Consider the following 21,783-nt stretch of genomic DNA (forward strand, 5'->3'; position numbering starts at 1 on the left):
CTGCGCAATTCCGGCGTTCGCGGGATCCTGATCTACTGCGCCGACTTTCATTGCAGCTACTCGATCGCCATGAACGCGGACCAGTGGCCCGATGATCTCCGGCTTCCGACATCGAGCCGCGCTTCGTCTGCCAGGTATGCGGCAAGCGCGGCGCGGATGTCCGGCCGAAGTTTTCTTCCGCCGAAATGGGCATTGGCAATTGACCAGGACCGCGATTCGGCCCGGCATCAAGTCCGCATTTTTCCGGGCTTGGCAGAAGCGAGGTCAATCGGGAGAGTGACGGGAACCGTTGCGCGGAGGACGTTTTGCTTCAGGACATGAAGAAGAGCGATTGGGCCTTCGTGGCCGTGTGCGTCGCAGCCGCAATCTTCTGCGGCATTTGGAGCGTCAAACTCGGAATAGCGCATTATAAATCCCAACCCTGGGGGCGACAGAGTTCAGCAGTTCACACCGGCCCGCGAGGTAGCGATCTCCCGGCCCGCCTCCGTGAAGTGACGTGATGAAATACGCCGCCCATCGACCTTTTGCTGATCCCGAAAAAGCCGCCCGCAAGCTGATCGAGATCGCCAACGCGACCGAAGCCGTCCAGGACGGCCGCATCCACATCGAGAAGATCAACGGGCCGTTCCTGTTCAAAGAGGGCGGGAGCCCAGCCGAGTACGGCGCAGGTCTGCAGTTCGCGCCAAGGGTTGGTTGTGGCGGCACGAGTCCGGCACCTATGTGAAGTTCACGCCAGCCGGCGCCGACCTGTTCGCCTAAGAGATCACCTCGATGTGCAATCTGTATTCGATCACCACGAACCAGGTTCGTATGCCAGGCCTGCGGCAAGCGTGGCTTTGGCATCCGGGCGTCGCAATACCGGCAATCCGGTTCAAGCGCGGGACGTTCTATAGGGCCGTTGTGGACACGCTGCGGCGGGCCACAGGGCCGATGACGGCGGATGACATCTGCCAAGCCCCGCTGGCCGGCAAGACGGCAGCGGCCACCCGGAAGCAGGAGAAAAACCTGCAGGCGGCTATCCTTGCTGCGCTACGGGTGCGGAATGGCAAGTCCGTGGTTGGCGAGGGGGCGCCAGCAAGGTGGCGGTTGAAAGAGGACGCCAACTGAGGCGGCCCCTTTCTCCATCTACCGTATTTCGGTTGGGCCGCTGAAGATGCAGCCTTTCCCATATTGCGTTTCGATCATCGATTTAGCATTGAAATAGTTGTCTGCCTGAACCGTGATGTCCTGAAGTCCCCCATTTTTCAGCCTGATCTTCGCCTTCCAGGTTTTTGCCGCCATTTCACTTCCTCGAACGGTTAGCGCTGCTCATCATGTCACAATGGCAGCCAGAGGTTGAAAAGGGGGCAACGCCTAGTTTTTGTCAAGAACTCTTAGGGTAGCCCGGCGCGGTGGCGGCTGGCGGGCTAACTGCCCTTGGTTTTTAGCCCGGTCCCTTTGCAGATCGGGCAGAGCGGCGGTGGCGATACATCAATCGGATACCCCCATTTTGCGGGCCGCGCTTCCATTATGGTGCCTTTGCCGAAGCAGTTTTCGCAGGGTTGGGTCTCTTTGGATTCGTTAGTCATGGAATGCTCCTGTCGGACCGCCAATTCGGTCCGGGGCAAACGCTAGGACTCCCGGCAAATCCAGCAACGCACCGGCATTTTTGGGGACGGGAAACCGGCCGCTCCTCGCCTTTGATGCCCTGAGGCATTAGGCTGTTAGCATGGGTTCAAGACGTCCTCCAGAATGGCTTCTGATCGTACTGGCGTTGCCCGCCTATCAAATATGGCACATCGCCAAGTACGCAAATACCCACCAAAATCGGGTGGCCAAGGTTGCGACGTTCGTGACGTTTTTGCCGATACTGGCTTTTTGTACCGTTATCTGGGCAACGGTATGGACGGCAGTTTTGTGGCTTGCATGGCAAGCCGTGAACTAGCGCCGAATACTGCAAGACTGTTCTCAATCTCGGACGTGCTGATCGCCATTGCGGAGATTGCGTCCTGTCTTGGTCCCGCGAGTTTGACGACCCAATCCCCCTGCCCGATGGCCGCCAGCTCTTCACGTTGAAGGACGCGGGCGAATACATCCAGTCGCGGCCGAAGGCGAAGCAGAACGCCACACCATGGGCGAAACGCGACCGAGGCCCTGCTGCTGGTCGTCGAGCGGAACGGCCCGACGATGCTGGCCCGGATCGCGATGATGCAGGCGCTGTACCCAGCGGGCGAGCGGGTGTTCAATCCAGATCGCAAAGACCAGCATTGGGGAAAGCGAAGGCTGAAGAGGGACCAATGACCGTATTTGTGTACGTCAACACGAGCAAGCAGGTCGGCGATGCCGAGCACATCAAGGTGTTCGCAAATGTGGACGCGGCGGAAAAATGGTTCGGGGAGAACGACCTGGAAGGCGTCGCGCTCGAGTATGAGGTTCTTGAATGACAATACCCGAGGCGGATCATTTCCTGAAAATCACGCCGGCTCGTCCATTGACGCATACTCCTCGCGGTGATTGTCGGAGGGCCCGCGATGTGTGTTGGCTTCTCTTGCAAATGATTGTGGGAGCGCAAGGATTGCAGCTTCAATGGCTTCCGTTAGGGGATCTCGACGCCGCCTGCGGAAGTCGATTCCGAGAATTACGTCGCCCATTCTTCACCTGTATAATCCACCGGCCCATGCACTGGAATATCGTACATTCCCAAGTGGGAGAGCGGAGATGAGCATTGGGATTACTCCGTGGATTTATGGCGTTGCGAAATCGTGTTTCGACATGCGCGACCCAAGTGTTGGTGCATGTTCACGATCAGGAAATCGAAGAGCTCGACGCAGCGCCGCTCGATTCATGAGAATGCCCGCCGGGGGTATACCGGCAGGCTTGGTGCCGAGAGCTAAACGTTCCAAACTTTAAGAACGCTCGTCGTCTCTGATCGTGAAGAGATACCGCTCGACCCGGCAAATCCCGGCGTGCGTCACACTGTTGTCGCGACCGGCCAGGTCGAGCCCTCGATCAGCAGTTCGAATTCGCCAGCGGCATTGCGGGCGAACCGCCGGACGACTGCGGACGCCAGGATGCGCTCGCCCTCGCCCCGCCATGACTCAGGGAAGCCGCTGGTGCGGGTTTTGCTGGTTGGGTTGGTGGGTAGCGGCCGGGGCGGTATGACGAATCCGGGCCGCCCTGCCCGCCATCGGCAGCGGCTTGGAGATGTCCGGGTCCCACATCTTGGGCGATTGCCGGACCTCTCGCGGCGCGCTTTGATGGGGCATGGGCACCAAATCGCGAGAGACGATCTACGGCGCGTCGGTCCGGGCATCGGCGGAGCGCGCTGCGGAGGCACGTAAGGAAGCCGACCGTCTTGCCTGTCTGGCATGGAATCAGCGCATGCTGGGCTTCCAGGGGCCCGCCCAGCCCTCTCCGGTCTTGGGCGACGACCTCAACGCCGGCTTCGCCTATCTCGAAGTCAAATGCCTTGGCTGCAACACCCATCAGACCGTGGCGCTGAACATCATCCGCCGGCCGAAAACAACGCCTATTCACGAGCTGGAACGCTATATGCGCTGCAGGGACTGTTCTCAGGTCCGTGGATATCCCTACAAGCGCAGCCATCTGGTGGCGTTGCGGCCGACCAAGATATCCGCCGATTTGCCGCCGTCGACATGGTGGCCGGGTGAACGGTAACACCTAGGACATCCGACCGTTATTCGATCACCTCGTCGTCGCGGGCGAGGAGTACCGGGAATGGCGTCAGACAGCGCGCCCCTGGCGACCCATGATGAGGCCATAGACAAAAAGCAGGACGACGGCGCCGACCACGCTACCGAGGAAGCCCGCGATTTCTCCGGGCTCGTACCACCCGACAGCCTGCCCAAGGTAGGTCGCGACGAACGCGCCTACGATCCCCAAGATGGACGTCAGGATAAAGCCCTTCGGCTCGGTCTTGTCGCCGGGCATGATGAATTTGGCAATCACTCCGACAATGAAGCCAATGATAATTGTCCATAGGATGCTCATTTCGCTGCTCCTCCTGAACGGACATTCGGGACAGTGAAACACCCTACGAGACACGACCTCACGGCTCTCTTGACATAGATCAAAGGCGCTATCGGAGCGAAGCCCGCCAGACGGAAGGCGCAGGAAACGTCATCACGGGGTCGAGTGAAGAGTGATGGTCTAACGAGCCACAAATGACGGCTTTGGGGTCAAACCCGGAAGTCGCCCCCTGTTTCCGTCACTTCCGCTTCCCCCCGAAAACGGAATTCGCCCAAGACGCCCGGCATGTCCGAAAACCTGCACAACAGCAGAATTGGCAAAACTGGCTCAATGCGAAGCGGCGTAGAGTTCCACCGGCTCTTGGAGTCCCTTGAGTGAATGTTTTCCCCGCTCCTTGAAGTGCAGACCCGACCCGGCGACCAGATCCTTGACGGTCCTTGACACCAATATCTCGCCGGCTTCAGCGAGCGCGGAGACGCGCGAGGCAATGTGCACGGCGATGCCCTGCACATCATCGCCGGCAGTCTCGACCTCCCCGGTATGCAGGCCACAACGAACCTGAATGTCGAGCGGGCGAACAGCCTCGGAAATCGCGCACGCGCAACGTACCGCACGTGCCGGACCGTCGAAAGTGGCGAGAAATCCGTCCCCAAGAGATCTAATTTCGTTGCCCCGGTAACGTGCGAGTTCACGTCGTACCGTCGTGTGGTGGGCGTCGAGCACATTGTGCCAGCGCTGATCACCCATCTCCTCTGCCCGCGCGGTCGAGCCCACGATGTCTGTGAACAAGACTGTTGCCAGGACACGGTGGCTTTCTGCGATAGCGATGGATCCGGTGAGGAATTCCTCGATGCAGTCACCAATCTTCTCATGCACGAAAAAGAGGTGATCCTCTCCGGGCAATTCGATCAATCGTGCCCCTGGAATGTGTTGGGCAAGAAAGCGTCCGCATTCCACATCGATGAGCGTGTCTTCTGTGCAGTGGATGATCAGCGTTGGCACGTGGACCGAGGATAGAATCTCGGTGATGTCGATTTGAGAAGCCATCTGTAACACCGCCATGGCGGCTGATGGACTTGCGCCCAGTCGCTCGAAACGGCCCCACCATTGCTGCAAGGTCGGATCGTCCCGACGCGATGGCGCCCATATTGGTAGACTACGGCCGGTACCCCAGTCTCGATCGACGTATTTCAAGTAGGGCTTTAGCGCATCAGCGGTGATCGGCCAACGAGCAAAGGCGCCATAAAGCACTAGCCGCTGACATCGCTCAGGGTAGGTTGCGGCAAACAGAGCCGTCAACGCTCCCCCTTCCGATATGCCGAGCTGCGCTGCGCTCTCAATTCCAACTGCATCCATCACCGCACGGACATCATCCATGCGCTGCTCCAACGAAGGAATTTCGGGAACTGGATCGGAAAGGCCGGTCCCACGTTTGTCGAATATGACGACGCGAGCGAAACTCCCCAGACGAAGCAGCCAACGGGCCAGCTCTGGATGGTCCCAGTAATGCTCGATGTGCGATATGAAGCCTGGTGCAAACACCAGATCGATGGAACCACCGCCAAAGACTTGGTAAGCGATGTGAACACCTCCGCTCTTGGCATAGCGCGTCACTGGCGTCGCCATCGCACCCTCCGAGGCCGCAGCAGATAGCTCGCGATAAACTATCGCAAGCTAGCTGCCGTGAGAAGCGGCGATAAAATGTGCAACGAGCGGCTTTGATGGTTGCCGCATTCAGGTCGGCTTCGGGTTAAAAGCTGACTTCCGGCCCGGACTTCGGCACTTCCGCCTCTCCCCCAACAGCGGTCATCTGTCGCCGCGGTCGGCATGTCCGAAAAGTGCCAACGATCGGGATAGGGGGGAGCCTCTCGACTCCGCCCCTCCCACACCACCGTACGTACGGGTCCGTATACGGCGGTTCGAGAAGTTGCGCTAACACGCTCCAAACAGGGATGGAAGGCCGAGCGATTTGAAGTAGGCGTTGGAGAGCCCGAAGCAGAGAGCTTTGCTCCGGGCGATAGGCCAAGGGCCACGGCCACTACTGGCCGTGTTACGCAGTTCCCCCGAGATTCGCAGTGCGGCCAGTGCCGCTCGGCGACGCCGTGGTGTTTTCCACTGACGCCATAGAGCGGCCCGCAGCCGCAACCGGACCCAGCGAGTGAGAGCGATCAGCACCTCGGGCGTTTCGCAGAAGCCGAAATAGCCGCGCCAGCCCCGCATATACGTGGCCAACTCTTCCATTGTCGTCTTGATGCTGACGCCCCTGGCCCTTCGCGTGGTCTCCCGGATTCGCTGCTTGAACCGTCCCAGAGATTTCGGCGCGATCGTGCGCTTGATGTCCGGACCAGCCGAGAAGCTGAATCCGAGGAACTTCCGTTCCTGCGGTCGTGCCACCGCACTCTTCGCCTCGTTTACCTTGAGCTTGAACTTTTGTGTGATGAAGCGCGTGATGCTCTCCATCACCCGCTGACCCGCGCGTTCGCTGCGAACATAAATGTTACAGTCGTCCGCATAACGAACGAAGCGGTGTCCCCGGCACTCCAGCTCGCGGTCGAGTTCGTCGAGCACGAGGTTACTGAGCAGTGGCGAAAGCGGTCCTCCTTGCGGAGTCCCTTCCACGCTCGGGCTGACCAGTCCGTTCTCCATCACTCCGGCATTGAGGAATGCCCGGATGAGCTTCAGCAGCCGCTTATCCTCGACGCGTTTGGCGATCTGGCCCATCAGTTTGTCATGATTGACTTGATCGAAGAACTTTTCCAAATCAAGATCAATCACCCAGCTGTAGCCTGCAGCGATATATTGCTGCGCTTGAGCCACGGCGTGATGCGCGGATCGACGCGGTCGGAACCCATAGCTGTGTCGGGAAAACGTCGGGTTCCACCGCCTTTGCAGCACCTGCATCACCGCTTGCTGGACAAAGCGGTCCAGCACGGTAGGGATGCCAAGCTTTCGCACCCCTCCTCCATCCGGCTTCGGGATTTCCACCCGCCTCACCGGTTTCGGTTCGTAGGTCCCGATCAGCAGTTGCTCCCGAATAGCCGGCCAGTGCTGCTTCAGATAGTCGCCGAGTTGATCGACCGTTATCCGGTCGACGCCCGCGCTACCTTTGTTGCCCTTCACCTGCCGCAATGCTTCCTTCAGGTTTGTTCGCTCACATACCTCCTCCATGATTCGGCTCGTGTTGGCTGGGCGTTCGGGCTCATTCACCACCGAGAGCGATTCGATGTCTTCCCGTCCCGCCTGCCGGGCTTCACCCGTCGGCGCCGATGAGAAGTCCAGTCCCAACTGGATGTTCAGCCGCTTGTCGCTCTCGAGATTCATGTCCTACTTGCCTCTCCTCTCGTTCGGGCCTTCAGCCACCGTTCCCGGCTCAGCCTATCTGTTGACTCCACCTTTCGGCGACGGAGTGCCTCACTAGCCTTGCCGACGACATGACCCACTACGCCCTCTGCTGACTTCTGCCCTGCGGTCAGACCGCCTCTCGGCACTCTCAGTCGCCGAAGCGACACAGAGCAGATCTCCTGGGGTAAGCTCAGTCGCCTTCCGTGCACCGTCGCCGGGTCTACGCTTCGCATCCTTGATGGATATGGACTTCGCGGTAAGTGGCCCGCTCGTCCGACGCTCGCGCCTTGTACCCGGTTCTTGTCCATCGACCTGCACGTTTGCTGTACGCTTCCTTCAGACCTCGCCTCGCGGCGACAGCCCTTGCGTTCTCGCTAACCCTTCACCTCCATCAGGTTGGGTAGAGGACTTTCACCTCCAAGCTACTGAGCATGCCCAGCACACCACTAAATCGCTGCGCGATAGTTCGCCCGTTGAGGCGGTGCGGCTTGCCTGCGAGCATGGTGGCCGCGGGTAGAAACGTAGAACGTCCGCAAATTCCGCGTCCGAGATGCGGAAGACCACATCTGCATCGTCAAGAATTTGAATGACGAACACCGTGCAATCGGAGAAGCAGTGATCATCTTGACGAGTAGGTTGAAACAGTTTCGGTTGGACAAAATTGAGGTTTGTTGCGGTCTTCAAAAATTGGTTCGCCCTATGATGCTCCATGGCTGTCGCAAGGCTGATCGCGCAGAAGTTGTCGAACGTGACCTTTTTACAACGCCTAACTCTTTGAAATCACATAAGTGTCTGTCCTGGAAGTTCTTGAATCGGATGAATCATTTGTGATTCAAGGGTGGTGGCCTGATTCGTAGGAGCCGCCCATGTGGACGACGAACAACCGCGCTCGTTATGATCGTAGCTTCTTGCGCTATCCCAGCGATCTGACTGATGACGAATGGGCGCTTGTTGAGCCGCTGATCCCGCCCGCCAAGCGCGGCGGCGACAAGCGCACGGTGATCATGCGCGAGGTGGTGAACGGCCTCATGTATATTCTGTCGACAGGTTGCCAGTGGCGGGCCATTCCGAAAGACCTGCCGCCGCGTTCGACCATCCATGGATATTTCGATCTGTGGAGCTGGGATGGCACGCTCGATCGCATCCATCACATGCTCTATGTGAAATGTCGCGAAGCGCTTGGCCGGGAAGCCAGTCCCACCGCCGCCGTCATCGACAGCCAGAGCGTCAAAAGCGCTGAAAAAGGGGGTCTTCGATCGATCCGCCGGGTTACGATGCGGGAAAAAAGATCAAGGGCAAGAAGCGCCACATTCTCGTCGATACGCAAGGCCTGCTGATCCACGCCATCGTGCACGCCGCCGACATTCAGGATCGCGATGGCGGCGAACTCGTCATGGCGACGCTATTCGGTCTTTATCCATTCCTGCTGAGGCTCTACGCCGATGGTGGCTATCAAGGCCCCTTGTTTCGCCGCGCTATGGCAAAAATAATGGCGCAAGTAAATGTCGAAATCGTCAAGCGATCCGATCACGCGAAGGGCTTCATCGTCTTGCCCAAGCGATGGGTCGTCGAGCGCACGTTCGCGTGGCTTGGACGATGCAGGCGCCTGGCCAAGGATTGGGAAAATCTCAACCGCCGAGGCCTCGCATTCCTACGTCTCGCGTCGATCAGGCTCATGCTGAGAAAGCTATGCAATCCAACATGATCTTTCCGGACAGACTCTAACATTACAGTTGCTTTTGTTGCGAGCTTCTGAATCCATGGGCAACCATGATTCGAATGTCGTGGGCGCAGGCCGCGTCGGTTGAGGAGACGCTTGCGTTGTGGGCGGCGTCGCTTCGAGAGATCAAGCAACGGATACGTCCGTTGTTCACGCAAGAGCGTGTTGCGACGAATGCAGGTCTATTCCTGGAAGGTCTGCTCGGAGATGAGCAGCGCAAGACCGGTTGGATGCGCGCGGAGGCGGCTGGCGATCCCGGCCCATGGCGGCAGCAGGCGATTCTGGGTCGTGGAGACTGGGACGCCGATGCCCTGCGCGATATCGTGCGCGACTACGTCATCGAGCATTTGGCGGATGACGATGCGGTGCTGGTGATCGACGAGACCGGTTTTCTCAAACAGGGCAAAGCGTCATGCGGAGTGGCGCGGCAATACACTGGTTCGGCAGGGAAGATCACGAACTGCCAGATCGGCGTCTTCGCTGCCTACGTTTCGCGTCATGGCCATGCGTTCATCGATCGCGCGTTGTATCTCCCGAAGGAATGGACCGACGATCCGGATCGTCTGGAAGCCGCATATGTGCCTGCCGATGTCGGCTTTGCGACCAAACCAAGGCTTGCGACGAGAATGATCGCACGCGCGATAGCCGCGTCTGTACCATTCAGGTGGGTTGCCGGCGATACCGTCTACGGTGTTGGCAACATCGAACAGCAGCTACGTCGGGCAGGCAAAGGCTACGTGCTTGGGGTCAGCAGCGCTCATGTGTTTCGATCCTGGGGCAAGCGACCGCCGGTCGCCGGTACGGCTGCAGACCTCGCCCGGACGCGGCACTCATCCGACTGGAAGCGCCTGTCGGCGGGAGCCGGAACCAAAGGACCGCGGCTGCACGATTGGTGTTATCTCGAATTGGCCGATCTCGAGGCCGAGCAGTTCAACAGTGCAAATGACGGTTTGTGGACACGCGGTCTACTGATCCGTCGTCGCATCGCCGATGATGACCTCGCCTTCTTCACCACCTGGTGCCCAGCGGGAACAGCCCTTGAAACGCTGGTCGCGGTCGAAGGCCATCGATGGGCGATCGAGGACAGCTTTGAAACCGCGAAAAACGAATTCGGGCTCGATCACAACGAGAGCAGATCCTGGCATGGCTGGCACCGTCATGTGTCTTTGGTGATGCTCGCCTTCGCCATGATGGCCGCGATCCGACATCGCGCCAATCCGCCACCGCCCAAAAAAACGAAACGGCGCCCCCGGCAAAAACCAAAGCATAACCACCCCACCACTGATCCGTTGGTCAATCCAGGAAATCCGCCGCATTGCCATCAGACTTGCGCGAAAGCGGATTCAACCCGCACACATCATCGCATGGTCTTTCTGGCGCAGAGCTCACCAGGCTGCCGCTCAACGCGCCCACTTCAAATCAAAAAAACAACTGTAATGCTAAGCCGCGTCTTGGTCAGCAGCACCGTTTCCGACGGCTCTTCTCCTGCGGCAGTCTGGCGGTCGGCAGTGTCCAGTTGACTCATGTAGCGCGCCACGCTCTCTTCGATCTGCTTCTGGCGGCGCTGGATCTTGCCTTGCGTGAAGTTGTTGTCGCGACTGTTCACGGCCTTGAACTTGCTGCCGTCGATGGCAACGCTGGCCTTCGTCAGTAGGCCCATCTTGCGACACAACTCGACGAATTGCGCGCAAACCTTCCTGATCGCTGGGCCATTGTCCTTGCGGAAGTCGGCGATGGTTTTGTGATCCGGCGCGAGCCGTCCGGTCAGCCACATCACCTCGAGATTGCGGCCGGCCTCGCGCTCCAGCCGCCGGCTCGATTGCACCCGGTTGAGATAGCCGTAAATGTAGAGCTTGAGCATCGGCGAAGGATGGTACGCCGGCCGACCGGTCGCTGCAGGATCAACGCCATCGAACCCGAGGTCGCGCAGTTCCAACGCATCCACGAACACATCGACCGCGCGAATAGAATTGCCCTCGTCGACCCAATCATCGAGGCATTCCGGCAACAGCGTCGTCTGCTGGCGATCCGCCCCTTGAACGAAACCCTGCATCGCTTCCCCCGCCGATTCAGCAAGAGAATCATAGCATCGACCGGGTTTTCACACAGCCTGGACCCAAAGCGGCATTGAAGCGCGCGTGCCTTGGCCTGTGGCTGCTCCAAAAGAACGCGCGCTAATCAGCTGAAAATCTAAACTCAGCGGCGACCGGCTCGGTTGACGGGGCCGCCACGAGTCCTTGGTGAGGCCGGCCGTTAAGGCCGCGGGACTTAGCACAAGCGGCACGATCCCCAGGATGCGCAACAGCCGCCGACCCCGCAGCCGCCGACCGCGCAGCCACGGCCCGCGCAGCCACGGCAGCCAGCGCCCGCGCAGCCACGGCAGCCCGCGCCCACGCCGCCACGGCAGCCTCCGCCGCCACGGCAACCTCCGCCGCCACGGCAACCACCGCATCCGCGAGCTACCTGCACGCCGCTGCCAACGTTTTCCTTATCGAAGAGATGGAACGTGGCGAGACTGACGTCGGCCATTTCCTCTTCGCCAAGAACGAAGCGCTGATTGGGCGAGGTATTGTCAGATGGCGGGATATTAGCAGTGGGCATCGTGGATGCCGATGCGCTACCCACCAGCGAAAGACCCAGTCCGGCGGCACCCAGCAGCTTCACGGCGGCGGCTTTGGTTGTGCGTTTCTGCTTCGAAGCTTGCTTGATCCATCGCATGGTCGCATCCTCCGAAAGTTCTTGTGAAACCACTCGGCAAGCGTGCGCTCGGCGAACCCGGCGCGCAAGGGTTACTTGTGCGATAAAATGCGAAACATCTCATCGAGTTCCCATTCATCTTCATGAACGAGATCGGCACATAGCCACTTTTGGTTGAGCGGAATCCCGCCATCTGCGTACATACAGCTGCATGGACCTGTATTTCCGGTATTGGCACGAAACGGACGTGCCGTGCGTCCGGACCGATGTCCGCTTCTCGGGTGCCGGCTCAACCGGTCGCCGCAACACAGGCGTTAAATCTCTCTGCTGGTGTTTCAAATTGCAAGGTCTCACGTGGTCGTTCATTTAGCTGACGAGCCACTTTGTTCAGATGGGCTTGCGAATGCATCGACAAGTCGGTGCCCTTGGGAAAGTACTGTCTCAGCAGGCCATTGGTATTCTCATTCGACCCGCGTTGCCACGGGCTTTGCGGATCGCAAAAATAGACGTCGATTTTGGTCGCCAACGTAAAGCGACGATGATCCGTAAGTTCCTTGCCCCGGTCCCAGGTCAGGGATTTATATAGCTCCTTTGGTAGCTTCTTCGCCTGCTTGATGAGCGCGGTGACAACCGTCTGGGTGTCCTTGCCTGCCACCTTGGCCAACATCACGTAACGGGTATGACGCTCGACCAAGGTCGCGATGTAGGTGTTGTTCGGCCCGGACAGGAGATCGCCCTCCCAATGACCAGGCACCGCCCGATCTTCAACCGCCGCCGGTCGCTGACGGATTGAGACGATATCCTTGATATGCCCCCGTTATCGCCATTCGGGTCAACCGGCCTGGAGCGACGCAGCGAGCGCTTCGATCGAAGATGGCTAAGCAGCTCTTTCTTCAGCACGCCGCGCGCTTGGACAAACAGGCTGCGATAGATGGTCTCGTGTGACACCTGATTACACTCGTCTTCAGGGTGCGTTCGCTTCAGCCAACCGGCTATCTGCTCGGGGGACCAATCCAATCTGAGCTTCCCTGCCACCGCCTGCCGCAGCCGCGGATTGGTCGCTAACTTACAACATTTTGGACGACGAGATCGCGCCCAGGCATTCTCGTCCGCAAGTGTCGCTCGGTAGCGATCATAGCCGCCATTGCGACTCATTTCCCGGCTCACCGTCGAGGGTGAGCGGCCAAGCCGTTTGGCGATCGACCGTGCCGATTGATGTGCCGTAACGCCTCTGGAAATCTCCTCGCGTTCCGCGAGCGTCAACGCCAGCCTGGAGCGACGCCGCTCCGCAGGACGAATCCCACCATGCGGAGCTACCAAAAAATAGATCGACGATGACTGCTTACCAAAAGCTCGTCCAATCGCCTTCAGCGACTCCCCACGCTTCCAGCGATCCCATAACTCCGTCTTCTCTGCCGCAGTAAAACCTCTATGAAATCTCCGTTCCATCCCACACTCCATCTTTTCCCTCTAAGATAAAGTGTTGCGGCGACCGGTTGAGACCACCGGGGATGAACGGACATGACGCTGACTGACCGCGACTTCCGATTTTGACCCAGACTGTGTAAAAACGTTTTTTCTCCCCCAAAAACTGCACGCAACCGGGGACGATCTGCGTCGACACGACGGTCTGAGCATATTTTTGCTTGATCGAGTCCAGAGTCAACCCGGGCGCAAGCTCGGGCCACGCTGAGCGACCTGAACGGTCACACGTTGCGCATAACAACACGAGCTCTTCACGCCCGGATTGCCACCAGGAGCGGCTTGATGCCGACGATGTTCATGACGCGCGTGAGGTTGTAGGCGAGTACGTTCAGCGCCATTTCGGTCGCAACATTGGGCAACCGCTTCATTAGAAAGTGTGTCGCACCCATCCGCATCTTCAGTGTGGCGAACGGATGCTCGACGGTTTCGCGGCGCACACGCATGGCTTGCGGGTTCTGATCGAGCCGCGTCTGCGCGGCCTCGACGACGTGTTCGTGTTCCCAGCGTTTGATGCGGCGCTCGTTGGATGTTGTGCACTGATCCTTGAACGGGCATGCGCGGCACGCCTTCGTCAAGTAAATCCGCATTTTCCGGCCATCTTCATCAGCGGTGAAGTGGTGCGCCAGCTTCTCGCCGGCCGGGCAGCGATAGACATCGTCCTTGGCCAAATAGACAAAATCAGGTTTCCCAAAGCGGCCTGCCGACATGGCTCCCGAGGTTTGCGGCTTGGGTAGCGTGACCGCGACCCCGGCCTGTTCGCATGCCAGAAGTTCCTCACCTTTAAAGTAGCCCCGATCCGCAACGACGTCCAAATGATCGCTGCGCAGCGCGGCTTTCGCCGCCTGCGCCATCGTCGCCAGTTGCGATCTATCGGTGCCGACGTTGGTGACCTCGTGCGCGACAATCAGATGGTTTGTGGTGTCGACCGCACTTTGTACGTTGTAGGCGACCATGCCGGAGCCGCGCCCACTCGTTGCCATCGAGCGGCAATCGGGATCGGTCAGCGATATCTGCTTGTCGGGCGAGGCGAGCAATGCCTTTTCAATCGCGGCCAGCCGTTTCACTTCTTCTTCGAGCTTCGCCAGCTTTTCCCTAAGCCGCGTCTTGGTCAGCAGCACCGTTTCCGACGGCTCTTCTCCTGCGGCAGTCTGGCGGTCGGCAGTGTCCAGTTGACTCATGTAGCGCGCCACGCTCTCTTCGATCATCTGCTTCTGGCGGCGCTGGATCTTGCCTTGCGTGAAGTTGTTGTCGCGACTGTTCACGGCCTTAAACTTGCTGCCGTCGATGGCAACGCTGGCCTTCGTCAGTAGGCCCATCTTGCGACACAACTCGACGAATTGCGCGCAAACCTTCCTGATCGCTGGGCCATTGTCCTTGCGGAAGTCGGCGATGGTTTTGTGATCCGGCGCGAGCCGTCCGGTCAGCCACATCACCTCGAGATTGCGGCCGGCCTCGCGCTCCAGCCGCCGGCTCGATTGCACCCGGTTGAGATAGCCGTAAATGTAGAGCTTGAGCATCGGCGAAGGATGGTACGCCGGCCGACCGGTCGCTGCAGGATCAACGCCATCGAACCCGAGGTCGCGCAGTTCCAACGCATCCACGAACACATCGACCGCGCGAATAGAATTGCCCTCGTCGACCCAATCATCGAGGCATTCCGGCAACAGCGTCGTCTGCTGGCGATCCGCCCCTTGAACGAAACCCTGCATCGCTTCCCCGCCGATTCAGCAAGAGAATCATAGCATCGACCGGGTTTTCACACAGCCTGGACCCAAAGGCGACATTGGAAAATGAAAGAGGCCGCCCGGTGACGCGGCCTCTAATGGCTCCTAACCGCCGTAATTTGGGCAAGCAACAGGTGACGGCGCTACGCCCGGTTTCCTATGAGGGTGGCCGGTGCAGAAATTCTTGACGCAGTCCGGATTTTTGCCCGTTCCGCAATGGTTGCAGCGAGCAACACAATCCTCGTAGCTAACCCCGGGTCGTATTTGCTCTATGAGCGAGGGCTCCTTAACCGCCAAACGCATTGATTTAGATCAAGCAGCGGGCCGCTGCGGTCATAGACCAAACGCAAACGGATGATCCCGTGGAAATTCAGGCAATCCCAACAGGAGACCAATAATGTCATCGACAAAAATGAAAATTGCATTCGTTGTTGCCTCAGGCTTGCTGTTGCTGGGATCTCCGGCGAGGGCGCAGCAACGCGTCGTTGCGAAGACATGCGCAAGTGAGGTCGACACCTTGTGTGCAGGCGTGCAACCCGGCCAGGGGCGCCTCCGAGAATGCATAAAGTCACGCCAAGCGGATCTTTCTGGCCCTTGTCAGGTGGCGGTGGACCGGGCTGCTGCGATCATCAAGGCTTGTGCGGACGACCGCAAGAAGCTGTGCGCGGACGTGCCGCAACATGGCAGTCGTATCCGGGAGTGCATGAAATCGCACATCGGTGATCTCGGCGATGCTTGCAAGGCGGCATTGGCTGAAGCTGAGGTTGGCAGCAAATGATCTCTGTCTACCTCGCCGCGACCAGCGCCGATGCTGCGGTGCACCGAAAGCTTCGAAAACAAGCGATGTGAGTGTCGATGGGTTATCGCCGACTTATCGGTGGGGACACGAGACTTCGGCTTGTGGCACTTTTCGGACATGCCTATTGTGCCCAAGCATGTCGGTCATCGGGGGCGAAGCAGACATAGCCGTGTCAACGGTCGAGGTCGCCTTTTGACCCGGAGCGGAAGTCCATCCTGCGTTAACCTCAATTATCGGGGTTAACAGTCCCTCTTAACGATCCTCATCCAGGCCGAAGTCAAATGTTTGCGCTGGCACGCCCTTGTGCACAGCGGCGAATTGATCGAGCGGTAGAGTCAACGCAACCTTCGAAGAGTTCAGATCGGTAAGTTCGAGCTTTAAATTCTTGCCCGATTCTAGCTCCGCTATCAGGCTCGTCTCCACGGGGCCGGCCGCGATGCAGATGTTGCTAAGACACCAATTGAACGGGATTTGGGTTGGCTGCTCCTGATCTATCGTTACCTTGACTCCGTGCTGCAGGTTCGCTCCTTGTGGAACGAACAGTTGCATGCGGGCGGGACCATCGTCGCGTTGAATCAGATCGATGCGCGCCACTACCTGATCGAGATCATCGGTTCCGGTAGATGTGGTCCGACAGATCGTCGTCCCATCGGACGAGTCAAAGCAAAGCTTTCGCCAAGGCGAGTATTGAATTCTTTGAGGGATGCGCACCCGCGGAGGCTTGACTTGAAGCTCCTCGGCAGAAGAGCTGACGCTTGCTTGCTGTTGGGCGTTGCTGGTTGCTGAATGCTTCTCAAGAAACTGGCTTACCAGCGGAGACCAGATCGGCACCGCATCAGGTGAATCGATCATGAAATGGCCGTCGCTTCCGAACGCTGGAAGCATGCGATACTCCGCATTTCCTCCCGCCGCTACGAAAGCGTCGTGCATCCTGTTTGTCAGCTCCGGCCCAAAATAGCTGTCGTTCTCCGCGTATATCCACAGCATCGGCACTCGCGCAGTCCGACCGAATTCGCCTGTAGCGGCGACGAGCTTGTCGGGAGCACAATTGTTGTTAGGCTTGCCGTCTACTCTTCCTCCGCGGCCCGCCGCGAAGGTCACGATGGCCTGAACTGATGATGGGTTGAGGCTCGCAAGAGCGATCGATCCCCATCCGCCGCCGGACTGACCCACGACAACGACCTTGCCGGGCTGAATGATCTTCTTCTTGCTCATATAGTCGATGACCCACTCATTCAGAGTGGCGATGGCGAGGCCGGGGCCACGAAAGTTCGGGTTGTCGCAGCTGCCCACGTGCGCAAACACCGCTCCAAAGAGCCCCCGATCTTTGTCATCAAGGCTGCTCGCTCCATATCTTACAGGGGAAATGACTACATAACCCTGCTTTGCGAACCACTGTGCGGCGGCCAGATATTCGATGATCGGAAACATTGTTCGCTCTTGGGCACCCAGCGAAATTCCATGGTTCATAATAACAAGGGGAAACGGTCCGTCGCCGACTGGCCTTACCACGACGGCAAGCACCGGTAGTGGAAAGGGTAGCGCCCAGATTTCCTCTTGGATTTTTTGCGACGCAGCAACGTCTTCTGCAACGGCCGGGGAATGGACGGGCAGACATGCCAGCAAGATCAGAGGGACCAGAAGGCGCTTCAGCATCTTCTTACTCCGTTCTCAGGAAGAAATGCCGCAGATACCATTGGAAGCTAAGTGGCCGAGACTCGAGCCCTTTGACATAGATCAAGCCCCGAAGTGCAGCGACGCCAAAGATAGTCGCATTGATAGACCGCTTTTGGCACTTAGCGGACTCAGCAGTCGGGCTGGGCAACGTCTGCTTACAGGAGTAAAGCGGAAATACCCTGCCCTGCCCTATTCCACCATCTGCTTAACGACGCGCTGTACGACACTGGTACCAACGCCGACCTCGCGACCGATCTTGAGCATTCCCATGCCGGTGGCCTTGAGCTCACGAATACGGGCTTCAACAGATGGCTTGACCGTACGGCGACCCAGTTTTGTGCCCTTCGCCTTGGCCCTAGCGAGCCCGGCATTCACGCGCTCGCGGATCATGCCGCGTTCAAACTCAGCGAACACACCGAGCATCTGGAACATGGCGCGGCCTGAGGGCGTGCTCGTGTCGAGAGCTTGCTGATGAAGATACAGATGGCAATTGAGCGAACGTAGTTCCGCCAAGAAGCCGACGAGGTCTTGAAGGCTGCGACCGAGACGATCGACCGACCAGGCGGCGATCATGTTCACCTTGCGACTGGTGGCATCGTTTAGCAGCCGATCGAACCCGGGCCGCTTGTCTCGCCTGTGTGTACCGAGAACTCAAACACGGGCGTAGTGGTGATGAAGTCCGCCCAGGATGGGGCGTGAACCGATGACACCGGTTCGCTGAACCGGGCGAGAAATCGGCGGATCCTTGTTCAAGGATCGATGCGTTCGGTCGCTATTGTACAACGAGGTTTGAGAACGCCCACAGGACCGTTCTTCGCGAGGTTCTTTATCGGCATCATCCTTGGTTTGGTCGCCGAGTTTGCATTCATGGTGCCGTTGACAAGGGTGGTTTTGTCGTCTTCCGCTGCACGCTGAAAGAGTCGCGAACAGATCCGGGGCTTGAAGTGCCGGCCTGGATGTTCGACCGGACGGCGTGCCCTGAGCCCGGGCTTTTGGCAGCTCAACCTTATGTCAGCATCGAGGCACTTGCGGCGCTCTCCGCGCTGCTCGATCTGGCGTTGAAGGATCAAACGCCATCAGCCGTCCCGCTTTCTGGCGCATCCGAAGCCTCTCACGACCAGAATCGGGGAGAGACCCATGTCACACGTGACGAGAAATTCAGGGAAAGGATACCGACACAATCGACGATCGCGCCCGCGGGACCAAATAGATCTGTTCGGGAGCGGCCTAGCGAACGACGCCACCAGCGCGCCCGCATGGCCGGAGCTGCCGGCGGAAGCGCGGGCAGCGCTCACAAGCCTGATGACGCGGTTGATCCTCGACCATGCTGCGACGACAGCGACGCCGCGCGCGAAGGAGGCTGATCATGATCTCTGACAAGGTCAGGCCTCATCATTTGCAGCGCAAGGCGATTCTTTACGTGCGCCAATCCTCAGCCCATCAAGTATTGCACAATCGTGAGAGCAGCGCACTACAATACGCCATGCGGGACCGGCTGATGGCGCTCGGCTGGTCAGAGATCGAAGTGATCGATGATGATCTCGGTCGTTCTGCCGCCGGCGGGGTACAACGCGCTGGCTTTGAGCGGATGGTAGCGGAGGTTTGTCTCGGTAAGGTTGGTGCGGTTTGCGCCCGCGAGGTCTCGCGCTTCGCTCGCAACAGCCGGGATTGGCAGCAACTCATCGAGATGTGCCGCGTGGTCGACACCGTTCTGGTCGATCAGGAGACCATCTATGCGCCAAGGCTCGGCAACGACCGCTTGCTGCTCGGGCTCAAGGGGAGCCTCAACGAGTACGAGCTGGATTTGTTGCGCCAGCGCTCGCTTTCGGCGCGCTACGAGAAGGCGCGCCGGGGCGAGTTGGTTGTGGCGGCGCCTGTCGGCTTCGTGAAGGCCGGCGACCGTTATGAGAAAGATCCGGATCGGCGTGTCCAGGAAGCGATCAAGCTGGTGTTCGACAAGGTCGAGGAACTGGGCAGTGCCCGACAGGCGCTCTGCTGGCTCCACGAGTACAACCTCGATCTCCCGGTGAAGCAGTCCAACGGCGACACGGCCTGGCGGCGACCGAGTTACTCCACTGTCCACCGGATCATTGATAACCCGGTCTACGGCGGCGCCTATGCTTATGGTAAGACGGCTGTGACGGCGGGATACACCGCCGAGGGCGTGAACGTGAAGATCCGCCGCAAGAGGCGGAACGAATGGTTGACGTTGAAGCCCAATACCCACGACGGGTATGTGAGCTGGGAGAGGTTCGAGGCGATCCGCGCAATGGTCAGCAGCAACGTTGCCACTGGTCGACATCAGGGCGCGCCCAAGCATGGAGACACGCTGCTGGCCGGTCTGATCCGGTGCAAGCGCTGTGGCCGCAAGCTCACAGTCCGGTACACAGGCATGAAGCACCATATCCCGCGCTACAGCTGCAGCCGCGCCTGGATGGACAATGGCGGCCCTCTCTGCATCGCCTTCGGAGGACTAAGCGTCGATGATGCAATCGAGGAAGCACTGCTTGGCGTCGTCGGTCCAGGTGCTATCGCCGCTGCAACCGCTGCTGCTAAGGAAGCCGAAGAACGACAGGATCGGGTGCGCGATGCTCTCAGTCGCGATCTGGAAGCGGCGCGCTATGCCGCAGACCGGGCCTTCCGGCAATACGATGCCGCCGACCCCGCGAACCGGCTGGTGGCGAGTGAACTTGAAGCGCGCTGGAACAGGGCGCTCGCTCACGCGGCGGAGGTCGAGGGCATGATCGCCATGCATGATGCGGCGACGCCCGCACCCATTGCTGATCCGGCTTCGCTCGGCGTTCTCGCCTCGAACCTCAAAACGGTCTGGGATGCGCCGACGACGGATGCGCGCCTCAAGAAGCGCATTGTACGCACCCTCGTCCATGAGGTCGTGGCCGATATCGACGACGCGGCGTCCGAGATCGTTCTCATCGTCCACTGGGTGGGTGGCGCCCACAGCGAGCTGCGCTTGCCCAAGCGCCGGCGCGGACAGCGCAACAGCTCTTCTGCTGATATTATCCAAGCCGTGCGTCAACTGGTGCTGATCGCCAGCGACGATCTGATTGCCGGCCTCCTCAACCGCAACGGCTTTAAGACGGGCAACGGCAATCGCTGGACCCGCGAGCGCGTCACATCGCTGCGCTCCTATCATCACATCCCGGTGTTCAAGCCAGCCGATGACGGGATCGAATTCTGGCTCAACCTTAGCAGCGCCGCAAAGCTCCTGAAGATCGCGCCCAAGACGCTCCGCCTGGCCGCTCAAGCCGGCGAGATCGAAGCCTTCCGTCCGCTGTCGGACGGCCCGTGGATCTTCGCCCGAGCCTCGCTGATAACAACTGTTGCTCAATCTATCGCCGAGCGAGCGCGACAGAACCCGAGATACCCCACGGGATCGCATCCCAATCAGCAAAGTCTCTTCTCTTCAACGACATAGACAGATGGGTGTTCTGATGCGCGGTTGTAGTAATCTGCATAGAATTTCAGAATTCGGCGCAGATGTGCCTCGCCCAAGACAATGATCTGGTCCAGACACTCGCGCCGGATCGATCCGATCAACCGTTCGGCAAAGCCATTCTGCCACGGTGAAGCTGGTGCGATAGGCTTGTCCCGGATGCCCATGGCTCGCAATCGACGTCTGACAACGGCACCGTAGATCCGATCGCGATCCCGGATCATGTAACCCGGAGCGTCATCCCAGGGGAACGCCTCGGTAATCTGACGAGCAACCCACTCCGCTGTCGGGTTGGTTGTCACGTTGATCCAGACCAAATCTCTACGATCAAGCCGTACAATCACGAAGCCATACAGCAGCTTAAAGCCGATAGTCGGGACCACGAACAAATCCATGGCGGCGATGTCCGGCGCGTGGTTTCGCAGAAAAGTTCGCCATCCCTGGCTTGGTGGCCCGCGTCGCTTGACCATGTACTTGGCGACACTTGACTGCGCTAATTCAAACCCGAGCTTGAGCAGTTCACCATGGATGCGCGGCGCACCCCAAAGCAGGTTCTCCCTGCTCATCTGCCGAATCAGCCTACGCAGCTCTGCATCAATTGGCGGCCGTCCGCCCCGTCTCAGTGATTTCCAACGCCAATAGTGGCAAAAGCCGGCCCGATGCCAACCCACGAGCGTCTCGGGACGGATGATCGTGAGGACCTGGAGGATTGACGGAAACCATCGGTACAGCTGGATAAAGAACCAGCGATCGTTGTTCGTGAACCGGACCCGGCCCTCCACCTTACGGCGCAAAACCATCAACTGATGTCGAAGCGCCGCATTCTCCGCCTCAAGCCGGCTCTTCGACCTGAAAGGCGAGACTAAAATGGCCAGAACGAAAAGCAGCAGCCCGGTCATCCCGCCAGCTTACGCGA

General features: G+C 59.1%; 16 protein-coding genes and 4 pseudogenes. 8 read left to right on the forward strand and 12 right to left on the reverse strand.

Annotated elements, in window-relative coordinates; translation table 11 throughout:
• Positions 1-499 precede the first annotated feature (499 nt).
• Positions 500-724: a hypothetical protein gene (locus NL528_RS46355; RefSeq protein ID WP_309185515.1), complete on the forward strand. Its 225-nt coding sequence runs from the start codon at positions 500-502 to the stop codon at positions 722-724.
• Positions 725-771: 47 nt separating this feature from the next.
• Positions 772-1,107 (forward strand): hypothetical protein, encoded by a 336-nt coding sequence (locus tag NL528_RS46360; RefSeq protein WP_309185518.1) that lies wholly within the window; start codon positions 772-774, stop codon positions 1,105-1,107.
• Between the two features lie 18 nt (positions 1,108-1,125).
• On the opposite strand, the gene NL528_RS46365 is transcribed toward NL528_RS46360, so the two are convergent.
• A complete protein-coding gene (locus tag NL528_RS46365; protein ID WP_309185521.1) occupies positions 1,126-1,281 on the reverse strand; it encodes a hypothetical protein in 156 nt (51 codons plus the stop codon).
• A 125-nt stretch (positions 1,282-1,406) separates the two neighbouring features.
• The gene (locus tag NL528_RS46370; protein WP_309185522.1) at positions 1,407-1,568 is read right to left on the reverse strand and encodes a hypothetical protein; all 162 of its coding nucleotides are present in this window, start codon (positions 1,566-1,568) and stop codon (positions 1,407-1,409) included.
• A gap of 708 nt (positions 1,569-2,276) precedes the next feature.
• Between NL528_RS46370 and NL528_RS46375 the strand changes: the two genes are divergently transcribed.
• Together NL528_RS46375 and NL528_RS46380 are read left to right on the forward strand one after the other, a co-directional pair.
• Positions 2,277-2,423, forward strand: a complete 147-nt coding sequence (locus NL528_RS46375) for a hypothetical protein (protein ID WP_309185523.1) — start codon at positions 2,277-2,279, stop codon at positions 2,421-2,423.
• 820 nt (positions 2,424-3,243) lie between these two features.
• A complete protein-coding gene (locus NL528_RS46380) occupies positions 3,244-3,657 on the forward strand; it encodes a hypothetical protein (RefSeq protein ID WP_309185525.1) in 414 nt (137 codons plus the stop codon).
• A 66-nt stretch (positions 3,658-3,723) separates the two neighbouring features.
• Here the strand turns inward: NL528_RS46380 and NL528_RS46385 are convergent, their stop codons facing one another.
• From NL528_RS46385 to ltrA, 3 genes are all read right to left on the reverse strand, one after another.
• Positions 3,724-3,990, reverse strand: a complete 267-nt coding sequence (locus NL528_RS46385) for a GlsB/YeaQ/YmgE family stress response membrane protein (protein ID WP_309185526.1) — start codon at positions 3,988-3,990, stop codon at positions 3,724-3,726.
• A 306-nt stretch (positions 3,991-4,296) separates the two neighbouring features.
• Positions 4,297-5,595 carry an adenylate/guanylate cyclase domain-containing protein gene (locus NL528_RS46390; RefSeq protein ID WP_309185528.1) on the reverse strand — a complete coding sequence of 433 codons (1,299 nt, stop codon included), beginning with the start codon at positions 5,593-5,595 and terminating at the stop codon, positions 4,297-4,299.
• A gap of 306 nt (positions 5,596-5,901) precedes the next feature.
• Positions 5,902-7,290 (reverse strand): group II intron reverse transcriptase/maturase, encoded by a 1,389-nt coding sequence (gene ltrA / locus NL528_RS46395; RefSeq protein WP_309185529.1) that lies wholly within the window; start codon positions 7,288-7,290, stop codon positions 5,902-5,904.
• 887 nt (positions 7,291-8,177) lie between these two features.
• Between ltrA and NL528_RS46400 the strand changes: the two genes are divergently transcribed.
• Both NL528_RS46400 and NL528_RS46405 read left to right on the forward strand, forming a co-directional pair.
• A protein-coding gene (locus NL528_RS46400; protein WP_309176895.1) for an IS5 family transposase occupies positions 8,178-9,016 on the forward strand; the annotation gives its coding sequence in 2 pieces (ribosomal slippage) (positions 8,178-8,562 and positions 8,562-9,016; 840 coding nt in all).
• Between the two features lie 65 nt (positions 9,017-9,081).
• Positions 9,082-10,278: pseudogene (locus NL528_RS46405) on the forward strand (IS701 family transposase); the annotation flags it as partial.
• Positions 10,279-10,517: 239 nt separating this feature from the next.
• On the opposite strand, the pseudogene NL528_RS46410 reads toward NL528_RS46405, so the two are convergent.
• The 4 genes and pseudogenes from NL528_RS46410 to NL528_RS46425 form a co-directional block, all read right to left on the reverse strand.
• Positions 10,518-11,084 (reverse strand): annotated as a pseudogene (locus tag NL528_RS46410) (transposase); the annotation flags it as partial.
• A 215-nt stretch (positions 11,085-11,299) separates the two neighbouring features.
• Positions 11,300-11,749 carry a hypothetical protein gene (locus tag NL528_RS46415; protein WP_309185530.1) on the reverse strand — a complete coding sequence of 150 codons (450 nt, stop codon included), beginning with the start codon at positions 11,747-11,749 and terminating at the stop codon, positions 11,300-11,302.
• A 268-nt stretch (positions 11,750-12,017) separates the two neighbouring features.
• A pseudogene (locus NL528_RS46420) lies at positions 12,018-13,177 on the reverse strand (IS30 family transposase).
• A gap of 287 nt (positions 13,178-13,464) precedes the next feature.
• Positions 13,465-14,922, reverse strand: a complete 1,458-nt coding sequence (locus NL528_RS46425; RefSeq protein ID WP_309185532.1) for an IS1182 family transposase — start codon at positions 14,920-14,922, stop codon at positions 13,465-13,467.
• Between the two features lie 412 nt (positions 14,923-15,334).
• On the opposite strand from NL528_RS46425, the gene NL528_RS46430 reads away from it, so the two are divergent.
• Complete coding sequence (locus NL528_RS46430; RefSeq protein ID WP_309185533.1) at positions 15,335-15,715, forward strand: hypothetical protein; 381 nt, start codon at positions 15,335-15,337, stop codon at positions 15,713-15,715.
• Between the two features lie 273 nt (positions 15,716-15,988).
• Here the strand turns inward: NL528_RS46430 and NL528_RS46435 are convergent, their stop codons facing one another.
• Positions 15,989-17,392, reverse strand: coding sequence for an invasion associated locus B family protein (locus NL528_RS46435; protein WP_309185534.1), 1,404 nt, complete (start codon positions 17,390-17,392; stop codon positions 15,989-15,991).
• 210 nt (positions 17,393-17,602) lie between these two features.
• Positions 17,603-18,034 (reverse strand): annotated as a pseudogene (locus NL528_RS46440) (recombinase family protein); the annotation flags it as partial.
• Between the two features lie 745 nt (positions 18,035-18,779).
• Here NL528_RS46440 and NL528_RS46445 point away from each other — a divergent pair.
• Positions 18,780-20,849 (forward strand): recombinase family protein, encoded by a 2,070-nt coding sequence (locus NL528_RS46445; RefSeq protein ID WP_309185536.1) that lies wholly within the window; start codon positions 18,780-18,782, stop codon positions 20,847-20,849.
• Here NL528_RS46445 and NL528_RS46450 read toward each other — a convergent pair.
• Positions 20,819-21,766 (reverse strand): integrase core domain-containing protein, encoded by a 948-nt coding sequence (locus tag NL528_RS46450; protein WP_309185537.1) that lies wholly within the window; start codon positions 21,764-21,766, stop codon positions 20,819-20,821. The two genes, NL528_RS46445 and NL528_RS46450, sit on opposite strands and share 31 nt — an antisense overlap.
• Between the last annotated feature and the right edge of the window lie 17 nt (positions 21,767-21,783).

The organism is Bradyrhizobium sp. Ash2021, from assembly GCF_031202265.1.
In the GTDB taxonomy this organism is placed as follows: domain Bacteria; phylum Pseudomonadota; class Alphaproteobacteria; order Rhizobiales; family Xanthobacteraceae; genus Bradyrhizobium.